General features: G+C 63.6%; 22 protein-coding genes. 6 read left to right on the forward strand and 16 right to left on the reverse strand.

Annotation, left to right across the window (positions count from 1 at the left end; translation table 11 throughout):
* Positions 1–2: 2 nt before the first annotated feature.
* From GTP46_RS16935 to GTP46_RS16975, 9 genes are all read right to left on the reverse strand, one after another.
* Positions 3–917 (reverse strand): MaoC/PaaZ C-terminal domain-containing protein, encoded by a 915-nt coding sequence (locus GTP46_RS16935; RefSeq protein ID WP_161007810.1) that lies wholly within the window; start codon positions 915–917, stop codon positions 3–5.
* A complete protein-coding gene (locus GTP46_RS16940) occupies positions 914–2,302 on the reverse strand; it encodes a serine hydrolase domain-containing protein (protein WP_161007811.1) in 1,389 nt (462 codons plus the stop codon). Before GTP46_RS16940 ends, GTP46_RS16935 begins: the two co-directional genes overlap by 4 nt.
* Positions 2,302–4,695 carry a TonB-dependent receptor gene (locus tag GTP46_RS16945; RefSeq protein ID WP_161007812.1) on the reverse strand — a complete coding sequence of 798 codons (2,394 nt, stop codon included), beginning with the start codon at positions 4,693–4,695 and terminating at the stop codon, positions 2,302–2,304. The genes GTP46_RS16940 and GTP46_RS16945 overlap by 1 nt, the downstream gene beginning before the upstream one ends.
* Positions 4,692–5,912, reverse strand: coding sequence for a sterol desaturase family protein (locus GTP46_RS16950; protein WP_161007813.1), 1,221 nt, complete (start codon positions 5,910–5,912; stop codon positions 4,692–4,694). Before GTP46_RS16950 ends, GTP46_RS16945 begins: the two co-directional genes overlap by 4 nt.
* A 107-nt stretch (positions 5,913–6,019) precedes the next feature.
* Positions 6,020–6,718, reverse strand: a complete 699-nt coding sequence (locus GTP46_RS16955) for a CPBP family intramembrane glutamic endopeptidase (protein ID WP_161007814.1) — start codon at positions 6,716–6,718, stop codon at positions 6,020–6,022.
* A gap of 64 nt (positions 6,719–6,782) precedes the next feature.
* The gene (locus GTP46_RS16960; protein ID WP_161007815.1) at positions 6,783–8,882 is read right to left on the reverse strand and encodes a TonB-dependent receptor; all 2,100 of its coding nucleotides are present in this window, start codon (positions 8,880–8,882) and stop codon (positions 6,783–6,785) included.
* A gap of 69 nt (positions 8,883–8,951) precedes the next feature.
* Positions 8,952–9,287 carry a hypothetical protein gene (locus GTP46_RS16965; protein ID WP_229258983.1) on the reverse strand — a complete coding sequence of 112 codons (336 nt, stop codon included), beginning with the start codon at positions 9,285–9,287 and terminating at the stop codon, positions 8,952–8,954.
* A 25-nt stretch (positions 9,288–9,312) separates the two neighbouring features.
* Positions 9,313–9,918, reverse strand: a complete 606-nt coding sequence (locus tag GTP46_RS16970; RefSeq protein WP_161007816.1) for a LuxR C-terminal-related transcriptional regulator — start codon at positions 9,916–9,918, stop codon at positions 9,313–9,315.
* Positions 9,919–9,945: 27 nt separating this feature from the next.
* The gene (locus GTP46_RS16975; protein WP_161007817.1) at positions 9,946–10,263 is read right to left on the reverse strand and encodes a DoxX family protein; all 318 of its coding nucleotides are present in this window, start codon (positions 10,261–10,263) and stop codon (positions 9,946–9,948) included.
* Between the two features lie 167 nt (positions 10,264–10,430).
* Between GTP46_RS16975 and GTP46_RS16980 the strand changes: the two genes are divergently transcribed.
* Positions 10,431–11,078 carry a response regulator gene (locus GTP46_RS16980; RefSeq protein WP_161007818.1) on the forward strand — a complete coding sequence of 216 codons (648 nt, stop codon included), beginning with the start codon at positions 10,431–10,433 and terminating at the stop codon, positions 11,076–11,078.
* Positions 11,079–11,104: 26 nt separating this feature from the next.
* Here GTP46_RS16980 and GTP46_RS16985 read toward each other — a convergent pair whose 3' ends face one another.
* Positions 11,105–13,786 (reverse strand): sensor histidine kinase, encoded by a 2,682-nt coding sequence (locus tag GTP46_RS16985; RefSeq protein WP_161007819.1) that lies wholly within the window; start codon positions 13,784–13,786, stop codon positions 11,105–11,107.
* A 455-nt stretch (positions 13,787–14,241) separates the two neighbouring features.
* Between GTP46_RS16985 and GTP46_RS16990 the strand changes: the two genes are divergently transcribed.
* The 4 genes from GTP46_RS16990 to GTP46_RS17005 are packed head-to-tail and all read left to right on the forward strand — an operon-like array spanning position 14,242 to position 17,501.
* Positions 14,242–14,505 carry a DUF1427 family protein gene (locus GTP46_RS16990; RefSeq protein WP_161007820.1) on the forward strand — a complete coding sequence of 88 codons (264 nt, stop codon included), beginning with the start codon at positions 14,242–14,244 and terminating at the stop codon, positions 14,503–14,505.
* Complete coding sequence (locus GTP46_RS16995) at positions 14,505–16,433, forward strand: amidohydrolase (protein ID WP_161007821.1); 1,929 nt, start codon at positions 14,505–14,507, stop codon at positions 16,431–16,433. Before GTP46_RS16990 ends, GTP46_RS16995 begins: the two co-directional genes overlap by 1 nt.
* A complete protein-coding gene (locus tag GTP46_RS17000) occupies positions 16,433–16,858 on the forward strand; it encodes a DoxX family protein (protein WP_161007822.1) in 426 nt (141 codons plus the stop codon). Before GTP46_RS16995 ends, GTP46_RS17000 begins: the two co-directional genes overlap by 1 nt.
* Positions 16,845–17,501 carry a YoaK family protein gene (locus GTP46_RS17005; protein WP_161007823.1) on the forward strand — a complete coding sequence of 219 codons (657 nt, stop codon included), beginning with the start codon at positions 16,845–16,847 and terminating at the stop codon, positions 17,499–17,501. Before GTP46_RS17000 ends, GTP46_RS17005 begins: the two co-directional genes overlap by 14 nt.
* Positions 17,502–17,507: 6 nt before the next feature.
* Here the strand turns inward: GTP46_RS17005 and GTP46_RS17010 are convergent, their stop codons facing one another.
* Together GTP46_RS17010 and GTP46_RS17015 are read right to left on the reverse strand one after the other, a co-directional pair.
* The gene (locus tag GTP46_RS17010; protein ID WP_161007824.1) at positions 17,508–18,131 is read right to left on the reverse strand and encodes a response regulator; all 624 of its coding nucleotides are present in this window, start codon (positions 18,129–18,131) and stop codon (positions 17,508–17,510) included.
* A gap of 1 nt (position 18,132) precedes the next feature.
* The gene (locus GTP46_RS17015; protein ID WP_229258984.1) at positions 18,133–19,068 is read right to left on the reverse strand and encodes an MBL fold metallo-hydrolase; all 936 of its coding nucleotides are present in this window, start codon (positions 19,066–19,068) and stop codon (positions 18,133–18,135) included.
* Positions 19,069–19,188: 120 nt separating this feature from the next.
* Here GTP46_RS17015 and GTP46_RS17020 point away from each other — a divergent pair, with 120 nt between their 5' ends.
* Positions 19,189–20,163 carry a LysR family transcriptional regulator gene (locus GTP46_RS17020; protein ID WP_229258985.1) on the forward strand — a complete coding sequence of 325 codons (975 nt, stop codon included), beginning with the start codon at positions 19,189–19,191 and terminating at the stop codon, positions 20,161–20,163.
* A gap of 16 nt (positions 20,164–20,179) precedes the next feature.
* Here the strand turns inward: GTP46_RS17020 and GTP46_RS17025 are convergent, their stop codons facing one another.
* The 4 genes from GTP46_RS17025 to GTP46_RS17040 all read right to left on the reverse strand — a co-directional run bounded on the left by GTP46_RS17025 (position 20,180) and on the right by GTP46_RS17040 (position 25,898).
* Positions 20,180–21,139: a tetratricopeptide repeat protein gene (locus tag GTP46_RS17025; RefSeq protein WP_229258986.1), complete on the reverse strand. Its 960-nt coding sequence runs from the start codon at positions 21,137–21,139 to the stop codon at positions 20,180–20,182.
* Positions 21,140–21,180: 41 nt separating this feature from the next.
* Positions 21,181–22,440: a D-amino acid dehydrogenase gene (locus tag GTP46_RS17030; RefSeq protein WP_161007826.1), complete on the reverse strand. Its 1,260-nt coding sequence runs from the start codon at positions 22,438–22,440 to the stop codon at positions 21,181–21,183.
* Positions 22,441–22,488: 48 nt separating this feature from the next.
* Positions 22,489–24,324, reverse strand: a complete 1,836-nt coding sequence (locus GTP46_RS17035; protein WP_161007827.1) for a DUF885 domain-containing protein — start codon at positions 24,322–24,324, stop codon at positions 22,489–22,491.
* A gap of 68 nt (positions 24,325–24,392) precedes the next feature.
* Positions 24,393–25,898, reverse strand: a complete 1,506-nt coding sequence (locus tag GTP46_RS17040; RefSeq protein ID WP_161007828.1) for an FAD-dependent monooxygenase — start codon at positions 25,896–25,898, stop codon at positions 24,393–24,395.
* Between the last annotated feature and the right edge of the window lie 45 nt (positions 25,899–25,943).

Here is a 25,943-nt window from a genome sequence, read left to right on the forward strand (position 1 = left end):
GTTTATCGCAGCCGGCCCGCCAAGTGTACCGCATCGCCGCTGCCGGCCAGGCGCAGCGCGCGCCAGCCCTCGGCGTCGGCTGCTTGTTCCGGCGCCACTTGCACCGACAGCGCAGTGCAGGGCAAGGCCACCGGCTTGACGAAGCGGACATCGATCTCGCCGAAGCGCACGCCTTGCTGCGCCAGCACTTCATAGCTGCGCACAAAACTGCCAAAGCCGTGCAGCACCATGCTGCGGAACACCGAGCGCCGCGCCAAGGGACCGCACCAGTGGATAGGATTGAAGTCGCCAGTCAGTAGAGCGAAGCGAAGGCCATCGCGCGCGTCGGCGTGCCACAAGCCGGCGGTGACCCAGTCTGGCTCAGGGCCGCGATCCTGCGCTGCTTTCGGCGCGCGCGGGCCGGGTTGCAGGAAGCTCATATGCAGCCGCGCCTCCACCAGCGACGGTTCCTGCGCGGTGCCGGTGGTGACGGCCACCACCACCTTGATACGGCCCGGCGTTTGTTCGATCGATTCGACGGTGGCGCGTAAATGCAGCGGTATATTACGCGGCAGCGGTCCGTGCACGCGCAGGCCGACTCCCTGGTTGATCACGCTGGTCAGGCGGTACGGCATGCGCAGCAGCAGTTCGCCCACCAGCGGCAAGCTCCATTGCGACACCATGTGTGGCGGCAGCAGGCCGTCGTAGCAGCGCGCAGCGCCGGCCCAGGTGATGTATTGTTCCACCAGTTCCTGCGGCGGCGCGGCGATCACGCGCGTGACCGGGGCGCTGCGCGCGGTTGCGCCGCTGTCTGGCGCGGTGCGCGGCCGGGAGGATGGCGCCAGCGCATTAAGCAGCGTGTGGCCGACCACGCGCGCGCCGGTCAGCAGCATCGCGCCTTGATGGCGTAGCAGGCCGTATGGCACCGTGGCCGTCATGGTTGCACTGCTTTCACCACGGCCGCCAGCAGGGCTTGCGGTTGGTACAGCAGCCGATGCGGCGTCAGGCCTAGCCGAACCACCACCAGCTGCTGCGACGGCACGATGGCGATACTCTGGCCGTCGTGGCCTTCCATCCAATAGGTGTCGGCCGGCAGCTGGAAGCGCGTATCGGGATTCTGGCCGTCCGGCGTATCGCCGGACGGGCCCCAACGCCACAACTGCCCTTGTCCATACTGGCCGCCGGAGGCTGGCGCCACTTGCTGCATGCCTTCCACAAAGCCGGCCGGCAAAATGCGCTTGCCTTGCCACACGCCGTCCTGCAGCAGGAACTGGCCAAAGCGTGCCCAGTCTTGCGTGGTGGCGTACATATAACTGGAGCCAACCAGGTTGCCGCGCGCATCGGCTTCGATCATTGCGCTGCTCATGCCCAGTGGTGCGAATAGCTGGTTATGCGGCAGCGACAGCGAGTCCTTGCCGCCGCCCGCAGCGCGCTGCCAGATGCGCGAAATCAGCACCGTGGTGCCGCTCGAATAATTCCACTTGCTGCCCGGCGCCTGCTCCAGCGGTTGCGCCGCCGTGAAGGACGCCATGTCCGGTTCAAGGTACAGCATGCGGGTGACGTCGGAGACGTCGCCATAGCCTTCGTTGTAGCGTAAGCCGCTGCTCATGGCCATCAGCTGCGCCAACGTGATCTGCGCGCGCGGATCGGCCGCATCGGGCCAGAAGCCGCTCTGCTGCAAGGACAGCTTGCCGTCCGCGACCTGCATGCCGACCAGCGCTGCGGTGACGGTCTTGGTCATCGACCATCCCAGCAGCGGCGTGGCGGCGTTGAAGCCTGCACCGTAGCGCTGCGCGATCAGGCGGCCACGATGGATTACCGCGATGCCGCGCATGCCCGGCCCCGCCAATGCGTCTTGCTCCAGCAAGGTTTGTACCGCCGGATTGCCTTCGGCCTGCGAGCCGGTAGGCCAGGTCACGTTAGGCGAGGGCGCCCAGATTTTGATCGGGTTGAATTGGTGTTGCGACGCCTGCGCCACGTCACCATCCGGCGCCACTGCGCAGCCGGTACCGGGTCGGTAGACCGCCAAACCGTCGCCGATAAAGCCGAGGAACTGCGCGCGCACAGTCTTGCGCTCCATGTCCACCTTCACGTTGAGGTGCTTGAGAACAGGATGGCCGGGCGCTTGCACATCGTCGGCCAGCACGGCCTGCGCATCGCGCCCGGCGATAAACACGTTGGAGCATACGATTTTGGCGCCGTAGTTGGCGCCAACCTTCAACAACTCTGGCGGCTTAGTTGCCAACACCGCCGCCAGAGTCGCCGCACCGCCTGCCGCAATCACCACTACTGCCGCAGCAGCCAGTACGAGTTTCGATGCCATTACATGCTCGCCCTGAATTCCACGCCGATCGCGCGCGGCGGCGTGAGGTAAGCATACGGCGCGCCGTATTGCTCCGTTTGACCGCCCAGCGATTCGATGTAACGCTGGTCGAACACGTTGTTGACGATGACCGCCACGCCATAACGGGCGGTCGGGCTATCCCAGCCGACGCGCAGATCGAACTTGCTCTTCGCGGTACCGGTTTGCAGCTTGGCGGTGCTCAGGCAGCTGAGCGCCGCCTTGTCGCTGTTGCAGCGGGTACCGGTGGCGTGGGTGCCCTGGAAGTTGACGCTGGCGCGGCCATCAGCCATTTCCCAGTTGACGTTGACGCCGCCCATTGCGGTCAGGCGCGGCGTGCCGACCGGCTGTCCGCCGAGATCCAGCGTGACGTTGCCACTGGCGTCCAGGCGCTGGTAGCGGGTGTAGGTCTGATCGATGTATTCGAAACCGCCGAACAGCGTCACACGCGGTGACAGGCGGATGCGGCCATCAACGTCAAGACCATGCGCCTTCTGGTCGCTGGAGATCACGTTGTAGGTCGGGATGGTGCCGACGCTGTACAACTGGATGTCCTGCAGGTTCTTGAACTTGTAGGCAAACAGCGAGGCATTGACGGTGGCGTTCAGTGCCGGCAGCACCATTTTCGTCCCCACCTCGAAGTTGGTCATCTTCTCCGGTTCAAAGCTCGGGTCCTTGCCGGCATTGGTGGCGGAGGCAGGATTCGGCGGCGTGAAGATATTGAAGCCGCCGGCCTGGTAGCCGCGCGACAAGGATGTGAACAGCAGCGTGTTCTTGTCCAGTTTATGATCCAGCACCAGGCGCGGGCTCCAGTCGGTCCAGTTCTTCTCGCGCGACACCGGCGACGACGCCAGTTGCGCTGCGGTGGAGAACACCACGTTGGACGGGAAGGTGGCGGCATTCACGCCGGCCAGTGGACCGAAGCGGTTCAGGAAGTCGTCCAGCTGTGGTGACACACGGCCCGGTACATACCAGCGCATGCTCTTGTCGTCGCGGGTGTAGCGCAGGCCGACGGTGGCGTTGGTGGTTGGCGTCAGGTGCCAGATGGTGTCGCCGTAGATCGATGCCGATTTGGTGCGCACATCGCTGTAGTGAGTTTCATCCCAGGTGTATTGGGTGTTCGGGCTGATGCCCGGCAGACCCGCTGCTGCCAGACCGCCAAACAGCATGGCAAAATTAGGATCGCCGCCGGCGAACTGGCTCAGGGTGTCGATGGTGCCGGTGGTGATGTAGGCGCCGGCGTCCTGGTGCTCGTTGTTGTGGTAGAAGCTCAGGCCCGCGATCCAGTCTAGTTGATCGGTTTTACCTGACAGCTTGAACTCCTGCTGGAAGCTGCGGGCGTGCTTGGCGTCCTGCGTGGTCAGGTGCAGGTCGGCGCGCGCGCCGCCGTCGTTGTCAGTCAGGTTGTGGGTCTGGAAGCGGCGATACGCGGTGGTGGAGTTGAAGGTCATGCCGGCCAGCGGCGCTTCAAAGCGCAGGGTGGTGCCATCGAACATGCGGCCTTCGGTGCCCGGTTCGTCGTTGGCCAGCGGCGCATCGAACGGATTGACGAAGTTGGCAGTGTAGGCCGCGTCGTACACGCCGCGATAACCGCCCAGCGGCAGCGCCGGATTCTTGATCACGCCAAAGGCCGGACGGCCGTACTGCTCCATGTTCTCGTGTTCCCACGCGAATACCAGTTTGGCGGCGTCGAAGTCCTTGCGCACGGACAGGCGGGTAGCCCAATCCTTGTCGCCGCCCGACTTCTTGCCGGTGTAGGTGTTATCGACCCAGCCCTCGCTGCCCGAACGCACCACCACCAGACGCGTAGCCAGGGTGTCGGTAATCGGGAAGTTAAGCATCACATCTGCATTGGCGCGGCCGAATTTGCCCAGTTTGACGTGGGCATTGGCGTCGAGCTCTTTGCCCGGTTCATTGGTGGCGATGGAGATGGCGCCGGCTGCGCTGTTACGGCCGAAAAGCGTGCCTTGCGGGCCCTTGACTACCTCAATGCGCTGCACATCGATGAAGTTCATCAGCGCACCGCCGGTCTTGCCGGTGTAGACGCCGTCGACGTAAATGCCGACCGGCGAATCGGTGGCGATGCCGAAGTCGCCCGCGTTCACGCCGCGAATGCCGAACGATGGCTGGGTAGGTTCGGTGGCGTCCACCGTCAGGCCGGGGATGTAGCCGTTCAGGTCTGCCAGGTCCTTGGCGCCGATCGAGGCGATGTCCTTGGCGGTCACCACTTGCATGGTCATCGGCACGTCCTGCACCAACTGCTTGCGCGACTGGGCGGTGACCACGACTGACTGGATATCGTCGGCGGCCCATGCCGGCGGAACGAAGAAGGCTGCAGCCAGGCTGGCGGCAATGACGGTGCGATGCGTTTTCATGTTGTCTCCCATTGATGTGCTTTTATGTTTTTGTCCAACCATACTGCGGCGCCCAGCGTCAGCGCCAGCACCGTTGCACGCAACAGCAACGGTGCTTCGTATCCAAACCAGTCCGGCAACAGCGCGAAGGCCAGGCCCAGTGCCGCGCCGCGCGCCTGTTCGATGCGCGCGCCCAGGCGTCGGCCTTCCAGCAAAGCGCCGATCGACAGCGTGCTGGCGGCCAGCACCAGCGCGTACAGCACCAGGGAGGGCCGCGGCTGCTCGGTGGCAGTCGCGATCAAATGCATCACGCACGGTGCCAGCAGCGCGAATTGCATTATCGCGTAAGGCGCGGCTGGCGCCGGCGTGGCCGGGCGATAGTGTTCAAACTGGATGCCATCGAAATGGGCCAGCGGTTCGCCGGTCCACGCGCCCGGTGGCGCCAGCCAGACTTGCAGCTTCTTGCGCAGTCCCTGCGCTTCGCCGGTGGAGCGCCACAGATCAACGTAGTAGTGCAGGTTGGCCCACAGCGGATTGAGGCTGCGCAGCGGCGAGCGCACGCCGTAGATGATTTTTTCGTCGTCGCGTTCATCGGCAAAGGTGCCGAACAGACGGTCCCACAGGATCAGGATGCCGCCGTAATTACGGTCGATGCAGTAGTCGTTCTGGCCGTGGTGTACGCGGTGGTTGGACGGCGTGACGAACACGCGGTCGGCCCATCCCAGGCGGCCCACCATTTCGGTATGGACCCAGTACTGGTACAGCAAATCGATCAGCGCCACGCCACCCATCACGATCGGCGGCACGCCGGCCAGCGCCATCGGCAGGTAGAAGATCCAGCCGAAGATCCAGCCGCTGGAGGTCTGGCGCAAGGCGGTGGACAGGTTGTAAAACTCGGACGAGTGGTGCACCACGTGCGCGGCCCACAGCACCGCCACCTCGTGGCCCATGCGGTGCGCCCAGTAGTAGAAGAAATCGTAGGCCACCAGCGCGCCGACCCAGACCCACACGCTGCTGATCGGCAGGGAGGCGAAGCGCCACTGGTCGTAGATGGCGGTGTAGATGCCGAACGCCGCCAGCTTGACGAACAAGCCGGTGATCTGGCTCAGGACACCGAGGTGCAGGCTGGTGAGGGCGTCTGCCGCATTGTAGGCTTTGAGGCCGCGGCGGCGTGCGATCCAGACTTCCAGCAGGATGGAAGCCATGAAGACGGGGATGGCGAAGACGATAGGATTCACAAGAAAGGCACGATCGTTTAGGTCGCATCGATTATGCCTACAACCATGCCAAATACTCAAGAAGTACCGGCCCGTGTGACGCGTGGCGCCCACAATCAGGCCGGATTTTAGTCGGCCGATGAAGCTAGTTGAAGCTCGCGCCTGCGCAACTGGATCATGCTGACCGCGCCGCTCAGCGGCATGCCGATATGGATCACCATCAGCCACCACAAACTGCCGCTCAGCGCATAGCCGGCGGCGAACAGCAGCGCCGAGACGACGCTGAGCGTGAATTGCCTGGGGTTCTTGTAGCCGTGCGCCGCACCGTAGGTCAGGCCGGACACCGCCACCGCGCCCCAGGTGCCGATGTAAGGTGTCAGCACCAGCAGCAGGAAGCCGCGATACAGCAGTTCCCAGCCGGCGCCGAGGGAGAGGACGAGAATGGCGAACAGGCGTAATTCATCGGCGTCGGCTGGCATGCCGGTGTCGCGGCCCTTGTCCAGCGCTTCCGTTACTTTTTCTGGCGTCATGCGGGCACTTTGGATCGCGCTGCCGGCGAGTAGCGCGGTCATGGCGACGACGGCGGCGACCAGGTACCATAGCGGGGCGCCGCTGGTTGGCGCTGCGAGGCCCATGTCAGCCGCGCTGTAGCCGTTCCACCAGCAGATGGCCAGCAGTACCAGCAGCGTCAGGCCGATGTCGCGTATCGAGAGAAGGTAGCGTTGTGTGAGCGCAGGCTTGGGCGCGTCGTCCGGGCGGACGCTGCGCCACAAGTGCCTGCCGGGCAGGATAAAGACCAGGTAAAACGCCAGCGCCAGAGCGATCATATATCGGCCATCGTTGTCAGGGATGGCCGATTATAGCGTTAATGTTTAACTAATTAAAAGCTGGTTAAAAACTGGTTGAAATGCCGGCGTACAGCGAACGGCGTTCACCATACTGCGGCGCACCCACGCCCACGCCCGAACCGTCGCGCAGCAGGTAGGACTTGTCGAAAGCGTTGATCAACGCCAGGCGGCCTTCCACTGTGCCCACCGGCGTCGCTTTCCAGGTGTGCGTCAGCGCGAAGTTGACGGTGGTGTAGTGCGGCAGGTGGCCGGAGTTCGGCGCCGCGCCGTCTGGCGTCATGCGCAAGCCGCTACCGTACAGGAAATCGCTGCTGATCTGCGAGTCGCCCCAGTGGTAGTGCGCGCCGCCCGACACGGTCAGTGTCTGGTCGTGGTCCACGTGGATATAGTGGTTGGCGATGTAGGCCAATTCGTCCGGGCCAAACAGCGACTGACCCGAGGTGATGTTGGTGCCTTCGGCCTTCTGCGTGGTCACGTTGAGGAAAGCGCCCCAGTACTTCTGGCTGTAGACGCCGGACAGCTCCAGGCCCTTGGCGTAGCCGCGGTCATAGTTAAACGGCGACAGGATCAGGGCTTGGCCGAACTGGCCTTCGTCCAGCATGTTGCGGATTTTCTTGTAGTAGGCGTCCACCGTCACGGTCAGCGAGTCGCTCAGCTGGTGGCTCATGCCGACGTCGAAATAGTGGGTGCGCTCCGACTTGACGTTGTCCGACTGCGCCACTGCCGGCGCGTTCGACGTGCCGGCGTATTTGTCGATGCTGGACTGCGCCGCCAGTTCCTGCGGCGGTGGCGTGAAGTAGCGCGAGTAGCCGGCATGCAGCGCCGTGCCTTTGGCCAGTTGGTAGGCCACGTTGATACGCGGGCTCCATTGCTGCTCATCGACAAAGGCCGACACTTTATCGAAGCGCACGCCGTAGTTGATGGTCAGCGGCGCGCCGATATGCCATTCATCTTGCAGGTAGACGCTGGACAGCTTGCCGGTCTTGCTGCTGTTGTCGATGATGGTGCGCGGCGTGGTGCTGGCCTGGGTGCCGTCGTCGTTCAGGTCAAACACGCCGACGCTGTTGTCGCTGTGCGTGGTCTGCCGCGTGTAGGCCAGGCCGGCGCGCAGGGTGTGGGTGGCATTCAGCTTGTAGCTGGCGTCGAATTGCGTGCCGCTGGCCGAATTGGAGCGCAGCGTGTTGGAGGCGACGCCGTTGTAGGCCAGGTCGCCCACCGCGTCCGGCGTGTAGTGCAGCTCCGAATACTGGTGGAAGGCCGACAGCTGGTAATTCAGGTCGCCCATACTCTTTTGCAGCGACAGCACCAGGAAGCGATTGACTTCGCGCTGGCGTTCGTCCAGCTGCGCCGAATCAGGCGTGTTGGCGATGGTGTACGCCGGTTCCTGGTTCGGATTATTCGGAATCTGGAAGCGGCCGTTGTAGGTGCCGAACATCAGGCCGAGACGGGTGTTGTCGTCGACGAAGTAGGACAGGGCGCCAAACGATTTGGTTTGCTTGGTCTGGTCGTGCAGCGCGCTGGTGGTCGGCAGCGGGTTTTCGATACCGAGGTTGTTCGAGAGGTAGCTACCGGACAGGTAGTAGTTGAACGCGCCCTGGGTGCCGAAGAATTCCGCGCTCGGCTCCACGTGGTCATGGCTGCCAACCAGCACGCCGATTCGACCGCCGTTATTCGGCTGGCCTTCCTTGGTCTGGATGTCGACGATGCCGGACGTGCGCAGGCCGAATTGCGCCGGCAGCGCGCCGGTAATGAAATCGGTGGACGATACGAAGCGGGTGTCGATCGACTGGCCAAAGCCGCTGATCGATTCCGGCAGCTGCACGCCGTTGACGCGGTACTGTACGTTGGCATGGTCATCGCGCACGTGGATGGAGCCGGAGCCTTTCGAATCCTGGCTCACGCCCGGAAGGCGCAGCAGCACTTCGTTGAAGGGCGTGTTGTCGCCCTGGCCCAACTGGTCGATCATGTGCTTGTCGATGCTGTAGATGGTGGTGCCGACGTTAGGCGACAAATCAATGCGCGCATTTTTCAGGTGGGCGGCGGTGACTTCGACTTGCGGGATCACCGCGTCGTCTTCGGCGTAGGCGTGGTTGCAGAAAATGGCTGCGATCAGCAGCGGCAAGATACGGATACGGGGTTGCATGTTAAATCCTTGAATGTACGAACGCGAAGCTGCGCAAGCCGTTAATCGGCGCGCAGCGAATTAAAAAATTCAGATGGAAGAAACAGCAACGCCGGGCGGCGCGTGGGAAGGCGGGGTGAGGTAGCTGGTCTGGGCGACCGGCGCAGTAGTTTGCGGCGCCAGCACCGGCAGGCTGCTTGGCAGTGCCAGTGCGGCGATCGACAGGGTGGCAGGCGGCACGCCGCCGGTCGGCAGGTGCACCACCGAGCATGCCGCGCAATCCGGTTCGTGGTCGGTGTAGGCGTGGGTGTGCGAACTCGCGCCCAGCAGCTGCAAGGCCAGGAACAGCAGCACGAAGAACATCATGACGCGTTGATAACGCGTCTGGCGATGTGAGGTGCTGTGGTTGATAGTCTGGGCGTGCATTCCCGGATTCTACATCAATGTGTGCTTAATGTGACTGATTCAGATATGAATCTCCTACCAGTCCGCGCCGGGTGGCCAGCACCACGGCGTGGGTGCGTGCCGTTGCGCCTAGCTTGTCAAATAAGCCTTTGACGTGGGTCTTGACGGTGCCGACGCCGATTCCCAGCTCGCGCGCGATCGACTTGTTGCACTGGCCTTGCGCCAGCAGCTGCAGCACATCGCTTTCGCGGTTGGTCAGGCCGATGCGGGTGAAGCTGTCGGCCACGCAGCGGCTCAGCTCAGGGCTCAGATAGCGCATGCCGCGGCTCAGGGTGCGCACGGCGGTTAGCAACTGCTCGGCGTCGGCGTTTTGCAGCAGGTAGCCGTGCACGCCGGCCATCATGGCGGTGCGGACTTCCCATTCGCGTTCCAGCTGGGTTACCACCAGTACGCGCGGCTGTGCCTCTCTATGCATCGCTGCGGCGCTACGGCGCATGTGCTCCATGCCGTTGCGGTGATCGAGGATGACGACATCGGCCATGCCCTCGGTGATGATGCGTATGTCGCCGTGCGCGCCCAGCAGCGCGGCCAGACCGGCGCTGACGATGGGATCTGCGTGCGCGATGTTGACGTTGACTTGCTCATTTTGCATGTCACTCTCCTAAAAATAAAAAAACAATCACTGTCGTTCCGGATCCGGCGGTACCACCAGCCGCCGACGTCCGAACAGGCGCGCATCCAGCGAGTAGGCGCCCGCGCCCAGCAGCACCAGGGCGATCGCCGTCACGGTGGCGGTCATCAGCGAGGCCGCGTGCGGCCAGTCGGCGTGCAGCAGGCAGGTGACCTGGAAGCCTGCGCTGGCCAGCGCCGCCACTGGTGTCAGCACGCCGAACGCCAACGCCAGTACCACCGCCAGCTCCAGCAGCACCAGCCACCAGGGCGCGATCCCGCCGCAGCCGCTCTCTATGAGCAGCTGCAGGCTCACGGCTATCCTCAAGGTCAAGAGGCCCGTACCCGCACTCCCGCGCGGGAAACTGGAGCTGAATCCATGCATGAATAGAAGAATAAGGTTTTCATCCCGTTTTGCCACGCCCCGATACGGGAGGTGGCTCCTACCTAGATGGAGGTATAGGCAAGTGCTTGCGTTTATGTCATGCTTAGGGTATGAATGCGCGACCTATAACCATCCTGAGTGTGGATGACCACCCGATGTTCCGCGAGGGCATAGCCAGTGTGATCGCCGATGAAGACGATATGCAGCTGGTGGAAGAAGCCACCAATGGCATGCAGGCGGTGGACGCGTATCGCCGCTTGCGGCCGGACGTCACGCTGATGGATATCCAGATGCCGGAGATGAACGGTATCGACGCTACCATCGCGATCCGCAAGGAATTTCCCGGCGCCCGCATCGTGGTGCTGACCACCTATGAAGGCGACGTGCTGGCGCAGCGCGCGATATCGGCCGGCGCTGCGGGCTACCTGTTAAAGAGCATGCTGCGCAAGGAGCTGCTGGCGACCATCCGCTGCGTGCACGAAGGACGGCGCAGCATCCCGGCGGCGGTGGCCAGCGGCATCGCCGAGCATTGGCACGAGGGAGCGCTAAGCAAGCGCGAAGTGGAAGTGCTGCAGCTGGTGGCTGGAGGCCAGAGCAATAAGCGCATCGGCATGCACCTGGTGATTTCGGAAGAAACGGTGAAGGTGCACATGAAGAGCATCCTCGCCAAGCTGAATGCCAGCGACCGCACGCACGCCGTTACGCTGGCGATCGAGCGCGGCATCCTCGACCTGCATGCCTGCGGAACAACGTTGTAACTAAGCGTTGTAGCTAAGCGCGGTAGTTAAGCCGCTTCCCGCATCAGCCAGCGGCGCAGCGCACTGCGCCGGCGCTGGTACGCGGCGGCCGCTGGCGCGCGCACTGCCACCACCGTGCCGTGGCCGGGTGGGCACCACAAATCCAATGTCGCTTCAATTTTCAAGGCGCGTTCGCGCATGCCGATCAGGCCCCAATGGCCGGGCAGTGCGCCGCATGCCAGCACCGGCTCCGGAATACCGCGTCCATCATCGCGCACCTGTAGTGTGATGTAGTCCTGCGCGTAGCCCAGTTCCAGTTCGATGCGGCAGGCGTTGGCATGGCGGAAGGCGTTGAACAGCGCTTCGCGGCCGATGTGGTAGAGGTGCTCGCCCGCCGCATCGCTCAATGCCGTCAGCTGGCCGGTGACGATGAGCGCAAAGTCGGCCGCGTGCTCTTCGCGCAGCTGCTGTCCCAGTTCGCTGAACAGGCGCGGTAGTTCGTGCTGCCACGCTGCCACGCTGCGCAAGCCATTGAGCTGGTTGCGGCCGTCGGCCAGCACCTCGTCGGCCTGGTTGAGAATTTTCTCCACCAGCAGGGCGGCCTCGCTACCGGGCGGCAGGCGCTTGATCAGTGTTTGCACGCGCAGCATCAGGCCTTGTACGCTTTGCAGGAAGGTGTCGTGCAGCGCGCGGGCGATACGTTCGCGTTCATCGGCGCGGTCTTCCAGCCGGCGGCGTAGCTGGCGTGTTACGTGCTGCATGCGCAGGCGATAGGCGATCCATAGCAGCAGCCCAAGCGCCAGCGCGCACAGGAGCTTGAACCAGGCGGTTTCGGTAAACGCTGGCGGAATGCTGAACGCCAGTTGCGCTTCCTCAGGGTTCCAAACGCCGTCTTCATTGGCTGCCATCACGCGGAAGCGGTAGTCGCCGGGATCGAGGTTGGTGTAGAAGGCCTGGCGGCGCGTGCCGGGATCTTGCCAGTCGTTGTCTACGCCGTCGAGGCGATAGCGGAAGCGCACGCGCTCCGGCACGCCCAGGCTCAGTGCCGTGTAGTCAAGCCGCAGGCTGCTGGTGGACTTGGGCAGCACCAGGCCGGGCAGGGGGCTGTAGCGCCGCTCGCCGATCGCCAGCCGCTGCACCTGCACCGCCGGCGGCACCGGGTTGCGCGTGATGTGCGAGGGATCGATCCAATGGATGCGGTTAGCGGTCGCCATCCACAGCAAGCCGTCGTCACCCAATACCAGCGATGGCATGGGACGCAGTTGCGAGGCTGCGCCCAGCAGGCCGTCGTGGGCGTCAAAGCGTTCGTATTCGACCTCGTGGCCTTGCTGGCGCTGCGCCAGCGCCACCTGCTGCGCGCTGACGCGGCTCAAGCCTTCGGTGCCGAACAGCCATAGATCGCCTTGCGCGGTACGGGCGATGCCGGACACGCCGCGGAACATCTCGCCATTGCGGCCGTGCAGTGAGACAAAGCGCTCGCCGGTGAACCAGGCGACGCCGCGTTCCCCGCCAGCCCACAGGTAGTCCTTGTCGCGATACAGGGACAGCACATTGCCTATATCGACGCCTTGCTCGACACCATAGCTATCCGTCTTGCCGTCCGCAATGCGCACAATCTGGTTGCGAATGTAGGCGGCCCATAACACGCCGTTGCCGCCGTCCGCGAGGCTGGTAGGGAACTGGTCGCCCATACCGGGCATGGTCACCGGCGGCGGGGGCTGGTGCTGCCAATGGCCGTCCTTCAGCAAATACAAGCCTTCGCGCACCACCGACACCCACAGGCCACCGCCGGCTGCGCGGCTCATGGCCTGCACTTCGTAGCTGCGCGCTTCCGCTGGCAGCGAATAGCGCTCCACGCGTCCCGCATTGGCGCTCCACACTTCTTCGTCGTTGCCGGCCCAGAGTACGCCGTCGGGATCGCGGTACAGCGCCGAGATGCGCCCGGACAGTACGCTGCGCCGCTCTCCCTCTGTTCCCAGTGCGTGCAGCGCGCCGGCGCGGTCGCCGGCCCACACGCCGCCGCCGCTTGCCGGTGCAATCGCAGGATGATTGAACAAGGTTTGCAAAGGTAGCGTTAGCAGGCGATTGCGGCGGAAGCGGTTCAGGCCCGCAGAACTGCCGATCCACACATTACCTTCGCGGTCCTGGAAAAAACTTTGCGGCAGGCCGCCGCTCAGATCCTGCTGTTGTCCTGCGCTGCCGCCGGCATTGCGCCGTTCCAGCCCGCCGGAGCGGAACAGCCACATATTGCCATCGCGGTCGTAGTGCATATCGCTGCCGGCGAAGGCCGGGCGCGCGGCGGCGCCGCCTGCCGGCGCATCGGGCTGCATACGGAAGTAGCTGTCCGCATCCGAAGCCCACACAGTGCCGTCGGGCGCCAGCGAAATATTTTTAAAGTCACCGCTCGGCCAGGCGGGACGGAACGGCGCATGCTGGTCGGCGCGGCTATAAACCCCACCTTGCATGGCCACCCACTGCCTGCCGCTGCGATCGAACAGCACATGCCGCGCGCGCCGCAGCGGCAGCCCGGACTCCGCGCCAACGGTGATGAAGCGGTCGCCCGCAAGCCGCGCCAGACCGTCGCGCGCGGCGACCCACAGCACGCCGTCTGGTGCGCGCGCGATGCTGGTGATAGCGCCGGAAGGCAGGCCTTGCCCGGCGGTGTAGTGGCGCGCCTGGTTGTTGTGGAAGTAGCTGATGCCGCCGCCCATGCGATAGCCGACCCACAAGCCGCCTTCCGGCGGTGCATACAGGGTGCGGACATTGGACGAGAGCAGGGCATGGCCTTCCCGCTGTCGGTGCGTTCGTAGCGGCGGCCGTCGAAGCGATACAAGCCGGTGCCGGCGGCCAGCCATAACCAGCCGTCGCTGGTTTGTGTGATGTTGAGGATATCGACTGGCGCGTTATCGAGCGCGCTCCATGCCGTGTGAGTGTATTGCTGGTGCGGCCGCGCTGCGGGCTGCTGCGCCAGCGCTTGCGCGCACCATAACAGGCCGCACAATGCTGCGGCCTGCAAGAGCTGTTGTGCGCGTGCGGTCGTCATCTTGCCATTCTAGCACCTATCTATGTGCTAGCCGTGATCCCCCAAATGGGAGGGGGATGCACGATCATTACCGGTGATGCCGGAATGCCGCGTACTCTCTAAACTACATGTACGATTTACTTACTGGAGCTATGCTAAATCATGAAAATGTATATTGTGTCGTTGGCCGTTGGCTTGCTGGTCGGTTTGATTTACGGCTTCCTCAACGTACGCTCGCCGGCGCCGCCGGTGATTGCGCTGGTTGGCCTGCTAGGCATGCTGCTTGGCGAGCAGCTGCCGCCGTTGTTACGGCAGTTGTGGCAGCCGGAGAGCAAACAAGTATCGTGGATCGAAGACCACGTAAAACCGCATTGCTTCGGCCAACTGCCTTCCGCGCAGAAGACCGATGATAAAAGGAGCACCTGATGTCACAAACGTCCCAAACACCTGACCTGATTCTCCACCGCGGCCTGTTCACGACGCTGGACCGTAGCAATCCGCATGCTGAAGCGGTGGCCATCAAGGATGGCAAGTTCACCCACGTCGGCCGCGCCGACGAGATCATGGCGCTGGCCGGTCCGCAGACCAAGATCATCGACCTGCGAGGCAAACGGGTACTGCCAGGTTTGATCGACAACCACTGCCACATCATTCGCGGCGGCCTGAATTTCAACCTTGAGCTGCGCTGGGACGGCGTGCGTTCGCTGGCCGATGCGATGGCCATGCTGAAGGCACAAGTGGCGATTACGCCGGCGCCGCAGTGGGTGCGCGTGGTGGGCGGTTTCACCGAACACCAATTCGCCGAAAAGCGCCTGCCGACCATCGAAGAGCTGAACGCTGTGGCGCCCGATACGCCGGTATTCATCCTGCACCTGTACGACCGCGCGCTGCTGAACGGTGCTGCGCTGCGCGCCGTCGGCTACACCAAGGATACGCCGGAGCCGCAGGGCGGCCAGATCCTGCGCGACGCCGCCGGCAATCCTAACGGCCTGCTGTTGGCCAAGCCGAATGCCTCCATCCTGTATTCGACGCTGTCGAAAGGTCCGAAGCTGCCGCTCGAATACCAGGTCAATTCGACCCGCCACTTCATGCGCGAATTGAATCGCCTCGGCGTGACCGGCGTGATCGACGCCGGTGGCGGCTTCCAGAATTATCCGGAAGACTATCAGGTGATCCAGCAACTGGCTGATGCCAAGCAGCTGACTATCCGCATGGCCTACAACCTGTTCACGCAGAAGCCCAAGCAGGAAAAGGAGGACTTCCTGAACTGGACGCAGAGCGTGAAGTACCAGCAGGGCGATGACTACTTCCGCCACAACGGCGCAGGCGAGATGCTGACCTTCTCGGCGGCCGACTTTGAAGACTTCCGCCAGCCGCGTCCCGACATGCCGGAAACCATGGAAGACGACCTGGAAGGCGTGGTGCGCGTGCTGGCCCAGAACCGCTGGCCGTGGCGTATGCACGCCACCTACGACGAAACCATCAGCCGCGCGCTGGACGTGTTCGAGCGCGTGAACCAGGACATTCCGCTGGAGGGCCTGAACTGGTTCTTCGACCACGCGGAAACCATCTCTGACCGTTCGATCGACCGTATCGCTGCGCTGGGCGGCGGTGTGGCGGTGCAGCACCGCATGGCTTATCAGGGTGAGTACTTCATCGAGCGCTATGGCCACGGCGCGGCCGAAGCCACGCCGCCGATCAAGAAAATCATTGAAGCAGGCGTGAAAACCTCGGCCGGCACCGACGCCACCCGCGTGGCTTCGTACAATCCGTGGGTGTCGCTGGCGTGGATGATTACTGGCAAAACCGTGAGCGGCGCGCAGCTCTACCCGCGCGCTAATTGCCTCGACCGCGAAACTGCGCTGCGCATGTGGACCGAGAACACCACCTGGTTCTCCAACGAAGAAGGCAAGAAGGGCCGCATCCAGCCCGGCCAGTTAGCCGACTTGATCGTGCCGGACAAGGATTTCTACGCTTGCGCCGAAAGCGAAATCTGGGACCTGACCTCCGACCTGACCATCGTCGGCGGAAAAATCGTCTACGCGGCCGGCGCCTTCGCCAGCCACGACACGCTGCCGCCGCCGGCCATGCCGGATTGGTCGCCGGTGCGCCGTTTCGGTGGTTACGCCGGATGGGGCGAGAAGCAGGGTACCAGCCGCGCCGCGCTCAAGGAACTGGAGAAACGCCAGCTGCAGCAGAAGCGCGAACGTGAGCAGCAAGCCGCTGCCTGCGGCTGCGCCAACAACTGCAATGTGCACGGTCACCAGCACGCCAATGCGTGGGGCAGCAAGCTGCCAACCTCGGACCTGAAAAGCTTCTGGGGTGCGCTGGGTTGCGCCTGTTGGGCGGTGTGATGCGAGCGCCTGCGATTGCGACAGCCGCTGCGCGGCACGCGCCGTGGATACGCTGGGTGTGCCTGTTGCTGCTGTGCGCCGCGTATCTTCAGGGCGGCATCAACAAGCTAATCGACTTCGACGCGGCAGTCGGCGAGATGCAGCATTTCGGCTTGTCGCCGGCGGGGCCGCTGGCCGCGCTGGTGATCGCGCTGGAACTGGGTGCCTCGCTGGCCATCCTCACCGGCTTTTATCGCTGGCTGGGCGCGGGGTTCCTCGGCGTGTTCACGCTGATGGCGACCTTTGTGGCCAACCGCTTCTGGGAGATGGGCGGCCATGATCGCTTCATGGCGGCCAACAGCTTCTTTGAGCATCTCGGCCTGACCGGCGCTTTCCTGCTAGTGGCATGGCTCGATCTGCGGGAGGGTGGCGATGGAGCGCGGTGATATCAAACAGTCCGTGGCGCTGGGCTTCCTGGCTGGCTACGTGGACACGCTGGGCTTCGTCGGGCTATTCGGCCTGTTCACGGCCCACGTGACCGGCAACTTCGTGCTGATCGGCCGTGCGCTGATCGAGCCGTCGCAAACCATCGCTATCAAGCTGCTGGTGTTCCCGGTGTTTATCCTGTTCGTGGCGTTGGCTCGGCTGGCGATACTGCACTGGGAGCGCAGCGGCGGCATGGCGCTGCGTAACAGCTTCCTGTTCCAGCTTTTCACGATGCTGGCGACGGTGCTGTGCGCGTGGCAGGCGGCGCCGGTGGTGGAGGCTTCCGCACCACTAACGCTGTTGACCGGTGCCTTGTGCGCCGGCGCGATGGCGGTGCAAAACACTTACGGCAAGCTATTGCTGGGCAAGGTGGCGGCAACCACCGTCATGACGGGGAATGTGACCACGCTGGTGATCGAGATGGTGGACTCGCTGCGCGGCGACCGCGATGCGATAGGCCGCTGCAAAAAGCTGGCGTGGCCGGTGTTCGCGTTCACCGTCGGCTGCTTGAGCGGCGGCGTGGCGTTTATGCTGGCGGGCTTCCACGGCTTGCTGCTGCCGTGCGTGATATTGGCCTGGCTGGCCGCCGCAGCAAAAGATTAAATTCGACTAGATCGTAATAATCCCGCGCTTCAAAGCGATCGTCACCGCGTGGGTGCGATCGTTTGCGGCCAGTTTGGCCAGCACGTTCTTCATATGCGCTTTTACGGTTTCTTCAGAAATCGACAGGTGCTCGGCGATGCGGCGATTCGAGTTGCCGCTCGCCGCACAATTCAGCACTTCCATCTCGCGCGAGCTTAACGGCCCCTGGCCCATGTGCTGGGCCAGTTCCATCGCGATCTCCGGCGGAATGCGGCGCTGGCCCATGTGCACGCCGCGCACCGTATCCAGCAAGTCCTTGCGCAAAGTGCTCTTCAACAGGAAGCCTGCCGCACCGCCTTGTACGGCGCGTAGAATCTGCGCATCGCCTTTGTAGGTAGTGAGCATGACGACGCGCGCATTGTTTTGCTCGCGCCGTATCTCATGTAGCGCGGTGACGCCGTCCATCACCGGCATGGCGATATCCATGATGGTGACGTCGGGCCGCAGCCGCACGTGGGCATCCACAGCCTCGCGGCCATTGGATGCCTCGCCCACCACGCGCATGTCTGCCTGCGCGGAGATGGCTTCGCCGAGACCTTCGCGCAGCAGCGGATGGTCGTCGACGATCAGCACCGAGATGGCGTCGCTCATATCAGCGCAGCTGGCTGTAGGCCACCGGCACCCACTGGTAGCCCTTGCCGTTGCTGCGCAAGTGACCCAGACCGGGGAAGGACAGGTGCGATACGCCGACTAGCGTGCCGTCCTTGGCCACGGCCTGGAACACCTTGGCGCGCGCTGCGGCTGCGGCCTTGGCGTCGCTATCGAAGCCGATGGTCACTTCTAGATGGTCGAACTGCACTGCAGCGACGTGGATCAAGTCACCCAGCAGCACTAGCTTCTTGCCCTTGCTTTCCACCGTGTAGATGGTGTGGCCCGGCGTGTGGCCGTAGCTCGACGTCGCGCGTACGCCCGGCGCCAGTTCGGTATCGCCGCTGAATGGCTTCAGGTGCTGCGCAGCCGCATACGGTGACAGCGACGCCACCGCGCCCTGGAAGAAGCCCTTGCTGTCGGCTGGCGCTTTATCCTGGTTGGCTTGGCTGAGCCAGAAATCGGTATCGCGCTTATCGGCGCGCACCACAGCGTTCGGGAATACCAGCTGGCTGTTGGCTGCCAGTCCGCCCACGTGGTCCGGGTGCAAATGGGTCAGGTAGATTTCATCGACTTGCTCCGGCTGGTAACCGGAAGCCTTGATGTTGGCCACCAGTTTGCCGAGGGTAGGGCCGAACAAGCTGCCCGCGCCGGTATCGACCAGTATCAGTTTGCTGCCGGTGTTGATCAGGAAGCCGTTGACCGAGGTCTCGGTCGGCAGGCTCTGGAAATTGCGCGCTAGCGCCTTGGCGGTGACGTCGGCCGGTTCGTGCAGCAGTTTGTCGATCGGCAGGTCGACGGTGCCGTCGCTGACGGCGGTGACTTCAAAGTCGCCCAGCATGATGCGGTGGAAACCGGGAGCGTTGGTGCCGGCCAGTGGCGCGGCGGCGAAGACGGGAGCGGCGAAGGCCAGTGCGGCCAGTAGTGGGGTAAATTTCATTGCTGTCATCCTTAACAATTCATCGATAAACAGCAGTATGCTGCTTTGCAATAAATGGCACAATACGCAAAGAAGCAAATAGTCTTTGCGAAATCCGCAAAGATGTCTGGCGATGGAGAGATGATGATCGATGCTTTGAAATGCTTCGTTACGGTAGTGGAACTGAGTAGCTTGTCGCGCGCGGCGGTGCAGCTGGAAATGGCGGTGTCCTCAGTGTCGCGCAAGGTCGATGCGCTGGAAGAGGAGCTGGGCGCGCGCCTGCTGCTACGCAGTTCGCGCAAGGTGATCCTGACCGATGCGGGCGAACGCTTTTTGCCGCGCGCCCGCAATATCCTGGCCGAACTGGCCGATGGTAAAAACGCCGTGCAGGAACTGGACAGCGAGCCGCGCGGCTTGTTGACAGTGACCGCACCCGCCGCATTCGGCCGTCTGCACGTGGCGCCGGCCATTGCCAGTTTTTTGGCACGCCATCCGCTGATCGAAGTGGACCTGCATGTCAGCGATGATGTGGTGGACTTGTCGGCACGCCGCGTGGACGTGGCGGTGCGCGCCGGCGTGCTGCCGGCCAGCGATCTGGTGGCGACGCGGCTGGCAGGCATGAACCGTGTGGTCAGCGCCAGCCCGGCCTATCTGGAGCGGCATGGCTGGCCTACCTCGCCGGTGGACCTGCTCAATCATGAATGCCTGACGGTGAACGGCCGCGTGCCGCCGCGCGGCTGGTGGCGCTTTGAAGGCGTGAATGGGTACCAGCCCTTGCCGGTAAAGGGGCGCTTGCGCTGTGACGATACCGACTCGCTGCTGCATGCGGCCATCAGCGGCGCGGGCATTGTGCATCTGGCGAACTGGCTGGCGAGTGACGCTATCGTGGCGGGGCAGCTGGTGCCGGTGTTCCCGATGCTGCCGGTGGAGCGTGATATCGCCAACGCGCGCCGTGATCCGAACGAACCGGCGATCCATGCGGTGCATATGCCGGGTCGTTCGAACCAGGCCAAGGCCCAGCTATTGATACGTCATTTGAGGGAGTATTTTGGCAGTCCCGCTTACTGGGACCTTGCGATGCAGGCTGCCGGGGCGGGCGAGCGTCGCGCCCCGTGAGGTGAGTTAGCTGGGATTAGTCCCAGTCGCCCCCACCGCCACCGCCGCCGCTATCGCCACCGCTGCTGCTGCCGCCATCGTCCCAGCCACCGCTGGTGCCGAAGTCGTTGCCGCCCATGTCGTCGCGGCGCAGCAGTTCATCGCGCGACGAAGGATCGTCGTACATGATGTCGTTGCGTTGCTGGTCGTGGTTACCCGAATTGGAATCGTGGCCGCCGGTGAACTGGCGTGCAATCGCCTCACCAGCCACAATACCCGCACCTACCGCCGCACCAGTTGCCAGGCCGCCCATGATGCGCGAGCCCATGCCCGGTTGCGCAGGCTGCGGATAGCCTGGCTGTCCGTAACCCGGTTGACCATAACCTTGCTGCTGCGGATAGCCGCCCCCCGGAGGATAGCCCGGCGCTGCACCCGGATTGTAGCCGGCCGGGTTGAAACCATCGTTAGCCGCTTGCTGTTGCTGGCGGCGTTGCATGAAGCGCGTCGCCAGCCAGATAAAACCGGCCAGGCCCGCGCCCCAAATCAGGATGCTGCCCAGCGAGATACCGCTGCTCTGCGGAGGATTAGCGTAACCACCATTACTGTAGCTGCCGTTACTGGCGTGACGCGCCGGCTGCTGCGAATAATTGATCTTCTGGCCTTCTTCAATTAGCGTGAGCAGTTTGGTAACTGCCTGCGGATCGACTTTAGGTAAGCCCGGTGCCAGCTGCTGCGCCTTGTTAAAGGATGCCTTAGCCGCCGCAAATTGGCCTTGCTTGGCCTGGAGCTCGGCTTCGACAAAATAGGCTTTGGCACTGTTGGGGTGCGCCTTCAGCACTTGGTCCAACATGGTTTGTGCCTCAGCGTATTTACCTGCTTCTGCCGCCACGTAGATATCGTGAATGGTCGGTTCGGCGGCAAATACTGGGGCTGCGAACGCCAGAGCGCCGGCCAGCATGGTGACACGTGCAATAGATTGTGCCGTCATATGGTTCATGTGATACCTCCTGGTGAAGACAGGCCTAAGATGAAGGTAGTTTACGCTAATTTCAAGGGGCCTGTGGTGCGTTGCAGTACAGAGTCGCGCGCGGCCGCGATGCTGGCGGCGACCATGTCGGCGGTGGCCGCGCACAGTGTCCAGCCAAGGTGGCCGTGGCCAGTGTTATAGAACACGCCTGGCGCCTTGCCGGGACCAACGCGCGGCATCAAATCCGGCATCATCGGCCGCAGTCCGGCCCAGGGGGTGATGCTGCGCGTGCTGACGCTGGGGAAGTTCTGTTGCACCCACTCTGTCAGCGGCGCGATGCGGTCGGCGCGGATGTCGCGGTTAAAACCGTGGAACTCCGCAGTGCCAGCCACCCGCAGGCGGTTGTCGCCAAGACGGCTGCTTACCAGCTTCACGGTGTCGTCGACCAGGCTCACTTGCGGCGCAGCGGCCTGGCTGGCCGCATCGTCCAGCTGCAGCGTGACCGAATAGCCTTTGACCGGATAGACGTTGACGTCATCGCCAACTTGCGCCGCCAGTTCGCGGCTGGCCGCGCCGGCGCAGATCACGACCGCATCGTAATCGGTGGTGTCGGCGCTATCGCCTTGCAGCACGGTGACGCTGACGCCACCGCCGCTGGCGCTGAGCTGCACCACCTCTTGATTGAAGCGCAGCTGCGCACCGAGGCGCTGCGCAGCTTGCGCCAGCCCGTTGGTAAATTTATGAATATCGCCGCTGCTATCGCTCTCGGTGTAATGACCGCCGTAGTACTGGCCTTGCAGCGCCGGTTCAATCGCGCGCATCTCGTCCGGCGTGACGGCGCGGCGCGGTACGCCGCCGCGCTCCAGCAGCTTACTGACGGCTAGCGCATGCTCGAACTCTTCTCGGTCGCGATGAATGTGCAGGATGCCCTGGCGTTTCAGGTCAAACTGGATGCCCTCATCATCGGCCCACTGGAACAGGTGCTCGCGCGCGGCGACCGCCATGCGGGCGAGGGCGATGGTGTTGTCGTGATATTGCGGCATGGCGCCGATAAACTCAGTCAGCCATGACAGCTTGTGCCACGTAGGATGCGCATGCAACAGCAGCGGCGCATCGCTGCGCAGCATCCATTGCAAGGCCTTGGCTATGGTGGAACGGTGATTCCATACCTCTGCATTGGAGACCGACAGCTGGCCGCCGTTGGCATACGAGGTCTCCATCGCCGCGTAGCGATGGCGTTCCAGCAGGGTGACGGCGAAACCTCGCTTGGCGAGGGCATAGGCGGTGGTCACCCCGGTGACGCCGCCGCCGATGATGGCGATGGTTTTCATGATTGAGATAACAAGCTTACAAGAAAATCATCGCCGTATAAACGACTTTTATGCTTTCTGTTGTTTGGCGATGTAACGGTCAATTACGGTTGGCAGCACCGTCAGCGGCACGCCGGTGCTGGTCACCAGCGCGTCGTTGAAGCCGGCCAGGTCGAACTTGGCACCCAGCGCCGCCTTGGCGCGCTCGCGCTGACGCAGGATTTCGTTGTGGCCCATCTTGTAGCCGCAGGCCTGGCCCGGCGATACGGTGTAGCGGTCGATTTCGCTGGTCATGGCTTGCTGGCCACGGCCGGTGTTCTCGACCAGGAAGCGGATCGCCTGTTCGCGCGTCCACTTCAAAGCGTGCATGCCGGTGTCCACCACCAGGCGGCAAGCGCGGAATTGCTGCGCCTGGAGATAGCCGATCTGGCTAAATGGATCGTTGGTGTACAGGCCGAATTCATCGACCAGTTGTTCCGCATACAGCGCCCAGCCTTCGATGAAGGCGTTGAAGCCGATCAGCGAAGAGATCAGCGGCAGCTGGTCGTGGTGCTCGGCCAGGTAGGCGCCTTGCCACGCGTGGCCCGGCAAGCCTTCGTGCGCGGTCAGCGTAGCGATTTCCGATTTCGGCCACAGCGTGGTCGATTTCAGGTTGATGTAGTAGATCGCAGGGCGCGAACCGTCCAGCGACGCGAAGTTCATATAGCCCAGCGGTGCACCGGCTTCGATATCGATCGGCACGCGCTTGATCTGCAGCGGCACTTTCATGTCGAGGTGCGAAATCTGCGGCATCAGCTTGCGCACCGCCAGTACTCGCTCATTGCAGTAGGCGATCAGCTCTTCGCGGCCCTTGTCGTTATCGGCGTAGAAGCGTTGCGGGTCTTTCGACAACCCGAGCAGGCGCTGGCCCACGGTGCCCTGGGTGAGGCCTTGCTTTTTCAGGATGGCGTCGATGCGCGCCTGCAGCTGCTTGTTCTGTTCCAGGCCGATGGCGTGGATTTCTTTCGCGCTGCGGGTGGTCGAGGTGCCAAGGCGCAGCGCCCACTCGTAATAGGCTGCGCCGTCCGGCAGGCGGTGCACGCCGGCCACGCTGGTGGCTTTGGCCGAGGCTTTGCTGAAGGTGTCGATCTGGCGTTCCAGCGCAGGGTAGACCGAGCCTTCCACCAGTTTCAGTGCGCGTGCGTGCCAGTCGCCCGAGATGCTCTGCTTTTGCGTGCGTTCGGTGATCGAAGTCACCAGCTTTTGTTCAGCGGCTGCGGTCTTGCGGAAGTCCTGCAACTGGCCCAAGGCGGTGCGGCAGATGAAGTCCGGCGGCATGATACCTTTGCCGGCTTGCTCGGCGATGCGCGCGGTTTCCTGGTCCAGCATTTTGGCCATGCCGGCCAGGCGTTCGAGGTAGGCCTCGGCGTCGGCGGCGTCGTTGATCTGGTGCTGCGAATCGAGAAATTCCGGGATGCGCGTCAGCGTGCCGTCCTGCTGCGTGACAGGGAAAGGTGCGGTGCCGCCATTGAAGCCGGACGCCGCGCCGCCGAATGGAAAGCGCAGGCCGGCGATGCCCGATTCCGCTGCGTAGGCGACGGTGTCGTAGCGGATTTGCGCGTCGGCGCTCAAGGCCTTGCGGTCGATGGCGCGCAGGCGGCTGTGGATGGATTTGACTTCCGCTGCCCACGCGGCATCGCCCGTTGGCGACAGGTCTTCCAGCTGAGACTTCAGCGCGGCGCGCGCGCCCTTGTCCAGGCCTAAGCCGGTGGCGCTGGTTGGCGACAGGCGCAGGACTTCTTCCGCAATATCCTCCAGCAGCTTGCTGAAAGTGGCGTCGGCGGTGCCGGTGTCGGCCCACGACAGCCCAGGAACGGCGGTGGCGGAGAGGGCGGCCAGCAGGAACTCGCGGCGGGAATAAGTCATGGCATCCTTTGCATGGTATCAGCGGGACAATGACCTTAGCTTGTCCGCTGATGGGATGTCAATGGCATTTAGCTATCCCTGCTGAATCGTAATGCAAAGCGTGTGGCCAGCGTTTGCAGCACGTCGGCTTCCTGCCGGGGCAGGGCCAGCGCCACGTGCATGTCGGGGCGCACCAGATAGGCGGCATTTTCCAGCAGGCCGGCATGGGCGGCGTCCTCGCTCCACGGCCAGGCGTGCAGCGGCAGGCGCAAAGCTTGCGCGGCTGCGGCCAGCATAGGATCGGTGCGGCCGTAGACGTGCAGCTGCCATTCCAGCGATTGCAGGGCGCTGAAGTTATCGGATGGGAGCCACGGCAGCCGGTCGCCGCCAATCACATCGCCCGCCCGGCCGGCGCTGAGCGGGCTGTCGGGATAATGGATCAGCACTTGCGACAAGGTCTTGAACAGCGTGCGGCGCGCCGTCGCAAAGCCGCTTAGCACCGGGAACACATGCGGCAGCAGCCAACTACGCAACAGCTGTCCGCCCGCGCCCTGCGAGACGATCAGCTGGAACGCGCGGTCGGTGGTGGCCACCAGCTTGCGGGCGAAGACGATGCGCTCGGCCTCGTAGGTGTCGAGCAGCGCTGCGTCGGCGCGGCCTTGCAGCACGTGGGCCAGCTTCCAGGCGAGGTTGATGGCGTCGCCGATGCCGGTGTTCATGCCTTGGCCGCCGGCCGGGCTGTGGATGTGGGCCGCGTCGCCGGCCAGGAAGCAGCGGCCGACGCGGAAGTGCGCGGCCACGCGGTGATGCACGCGGTAGGTCGAGAACCAGTTCACCTGCTCGACGCGGATGCCGAGCAGCGGTTCCAGCACCGGGCGCACGGTTTCGAAATCCGGCTCGGGCGGCGCGTCTTCCGGCAGGATGCCGATCAGGCGCTGCATGCCGCGCGAGCGCACCGGCAGCATCAGCGCAAATGTATTGGCGCCGAGGTGGCCGACCAGATCGCGGTTCGGCGGGCCGGCGGTCTGCACGTCGGCCACGTAGAACTGGTGCTGGTACGTGCCGCCGCTGAAATCGAGCCGCAGCGATTCGCGTACGCGGCTGCGTGCACCGTCGCAGCCGCAAAGATAAACGCTGCTGGCTGTGTGGCAGTCGCCGTCCTGCTGCAGCACGGCGCGCACGCCCCATTCGTCCTGCGTGAAGGATTCGAGTTCGGTGTTCCATTCGACGTCCACGCCTTCCGCGTGCAGCTGGGCGACCAGGAAGCGTTCGTGATCGTCCTGCGGATAGGCCAGTACGAAAGGATAGGGACTGAGGCCAGCGCCGATGTCCTTGAGCGGCAGTTCGGCGATATCCTCGCCATGTTCGCGCAAATGGATGGCTTCTATTTTGATGCCCTGGTTGAGCACCACTTCGGCAAAGCCCAGCTGGCGATAGAACTCCAGCGTACGTGCGTGCACCGCCATCGCGCGCGAAGCCTGACCGGCGCCGCTGTTTTTATCGATGATGCGGACAGCAACGCCCCGTCTTGCCAACGCAATGGCAAGCACCAAGCCGGTAGGTCCGGCGCCGACGATGAGCACTTGAGTAGCCATGAAAAGAGTCTACAACCAAGGCGGAATGCGGCGCGCGCAATAGTG

The sequence above is a fragment of the Duganella flavida genome, assembly GCF_009857445.1.
In the GTDB taxonomy this organism is placed as follows: domain Bacteria; phylum Pseudomonadota; class Gammaproteobacteria; order Burkholderiales; family Burkholderiaceae_D; genus Rugamonas; species Rugamonas flavida.

Bases quoted from the DNA above. Each gene is read 5' to 3' on its own strand.
- GTP46_RS16935 (WP_161007810.1), bottom strand. From the start codon at position 917: ATGACGGCCACGGTGCCATACGGCCTGCTACGCCATCAAGGCGCGATG.
- GTP46_RS16940 (WP_161007811.1), bottom strand. From the start codon at position 2,302: ATGGCATCGAAACTCGTACTGGCTGCTGCGGCAGTAGTGGTGATTGCG.
- GTP46_RS16945 (WP_161007812.1), bottom strand. From the start codon at position 4,695: ATGAAAACGCATCGCACCGTCATTGCCGCCAGCCTGGCTGCAGCCTTC.
- GTP46_RS16955 (WP_161007814.1), bottom strand. From the start codon at position 6,718: ATGATCGCTCTGGCGCTGGCGTTTTACCTGGTCTTTATCCTGCCCGGC.
- GTP46_RS16960 (WP_161007815.1), bottom strand. From the start codon at position 8,882: ATGCAACCCCGTATCCGTATCTTGCCGCTGCTGATCGCAGCCATTTTC.
- GTP46_RS16965 (WP_229258983.1), bottom strand. From the start codon at position 9,287: ATGCACGCCCAGACTATCAACCACAGCACCTCACATCGCCAGACGCGT.
- GTP46_RS16970 (WP_161007816.1), bottom strand. From the start codon at position 9,918: ATGCAAAATGAGCAAGTCAACGTCAACATCGCGCACGCAGATCCCATC.
- GTP46_RS16980 (WP_161007818.1), top strand. From the start codon at position 10,431: ATGAATGCGCGACCTATAACCATCCTGAGTGTGGATGACCACCCGATG.
- GTP46_RS16990 (WP_161007820.1), top strand. From the start codon at position 14,242: ATGAAAATGTATATTGTGTCGTTGGCCGTTGGCTTGCTGGTCGGTTTG.
- GTP46_RS16995 (WP_161007821.1), top strand. From the start codon at position 14,505: ATGTCACAAACGTCCCAAACACCTGACCTGATTCTCCACCGCGGCCTG.
- GTP46_RS17000 (WP_161007822.1), top strand. From the start codon at position 16,433: ATGCGAGCGCCTGCGATTGCGACAGCCGCTGCGCGGCACGCGCCGTGG.
- GTP46_RS17005 (WP_161007823.1), top strand. From the start codon at position 16,845: ATGGAGCGCGGTGATATCAAACAGTCCGTGGCGCTGGGCTTCCTGGCT.
- GTP46_RS17010 (WP_161007824.1), bottom strand. From the start codon at position 18,131: ATGAGCGACGCCATCTCGGTGCTGATCGTCGACGACCATCCGCTGCTG.
- GTP46_RS17015 (WP_229258984.1), bottom strand. From the start codon at position 19,068: ATGAAATTTACCCCACTACTGGCCGCACTGGCCTTCGCCGCTCCCGTC.
- GTP46_RS17020 (WP_229258985.1), top strand. From the start codon at position 19,189: ATGATGATCGATGCTTTGAAATGCTTCGTTACGGTAGTGGAACTGAGT.
- GTP46_RS17025 (WP_229258986.1), bottom strand. From the start codon at position 21,139: ATGAACCATATGACGGCACAATCTATTGCACGTGTCACCATGCTGGCC.
- GTP46_RS17030 (WP_161007826.1), bottom strand. From the start codon at position 22,440: ATGAAAACCATCGCCATCATCGGCGGCGGCGTCACCGGGGTGACCACC.
- GTP46_RS17035 (WP_161007827.1), bottom strand. From the start codon at position 24,324: ATGACTTATTCCCGCCGCGAGTTCCTGCTGGCCGCCCTCTCCGCCACC.
- GTP46_RS17040 (WP_161007828.1), bottom strand. From the start codon at position 25,898: ATGGCTACTCAAGTGCTCATCGTCGGCGCCGGACCTACCGGCTTGGTG.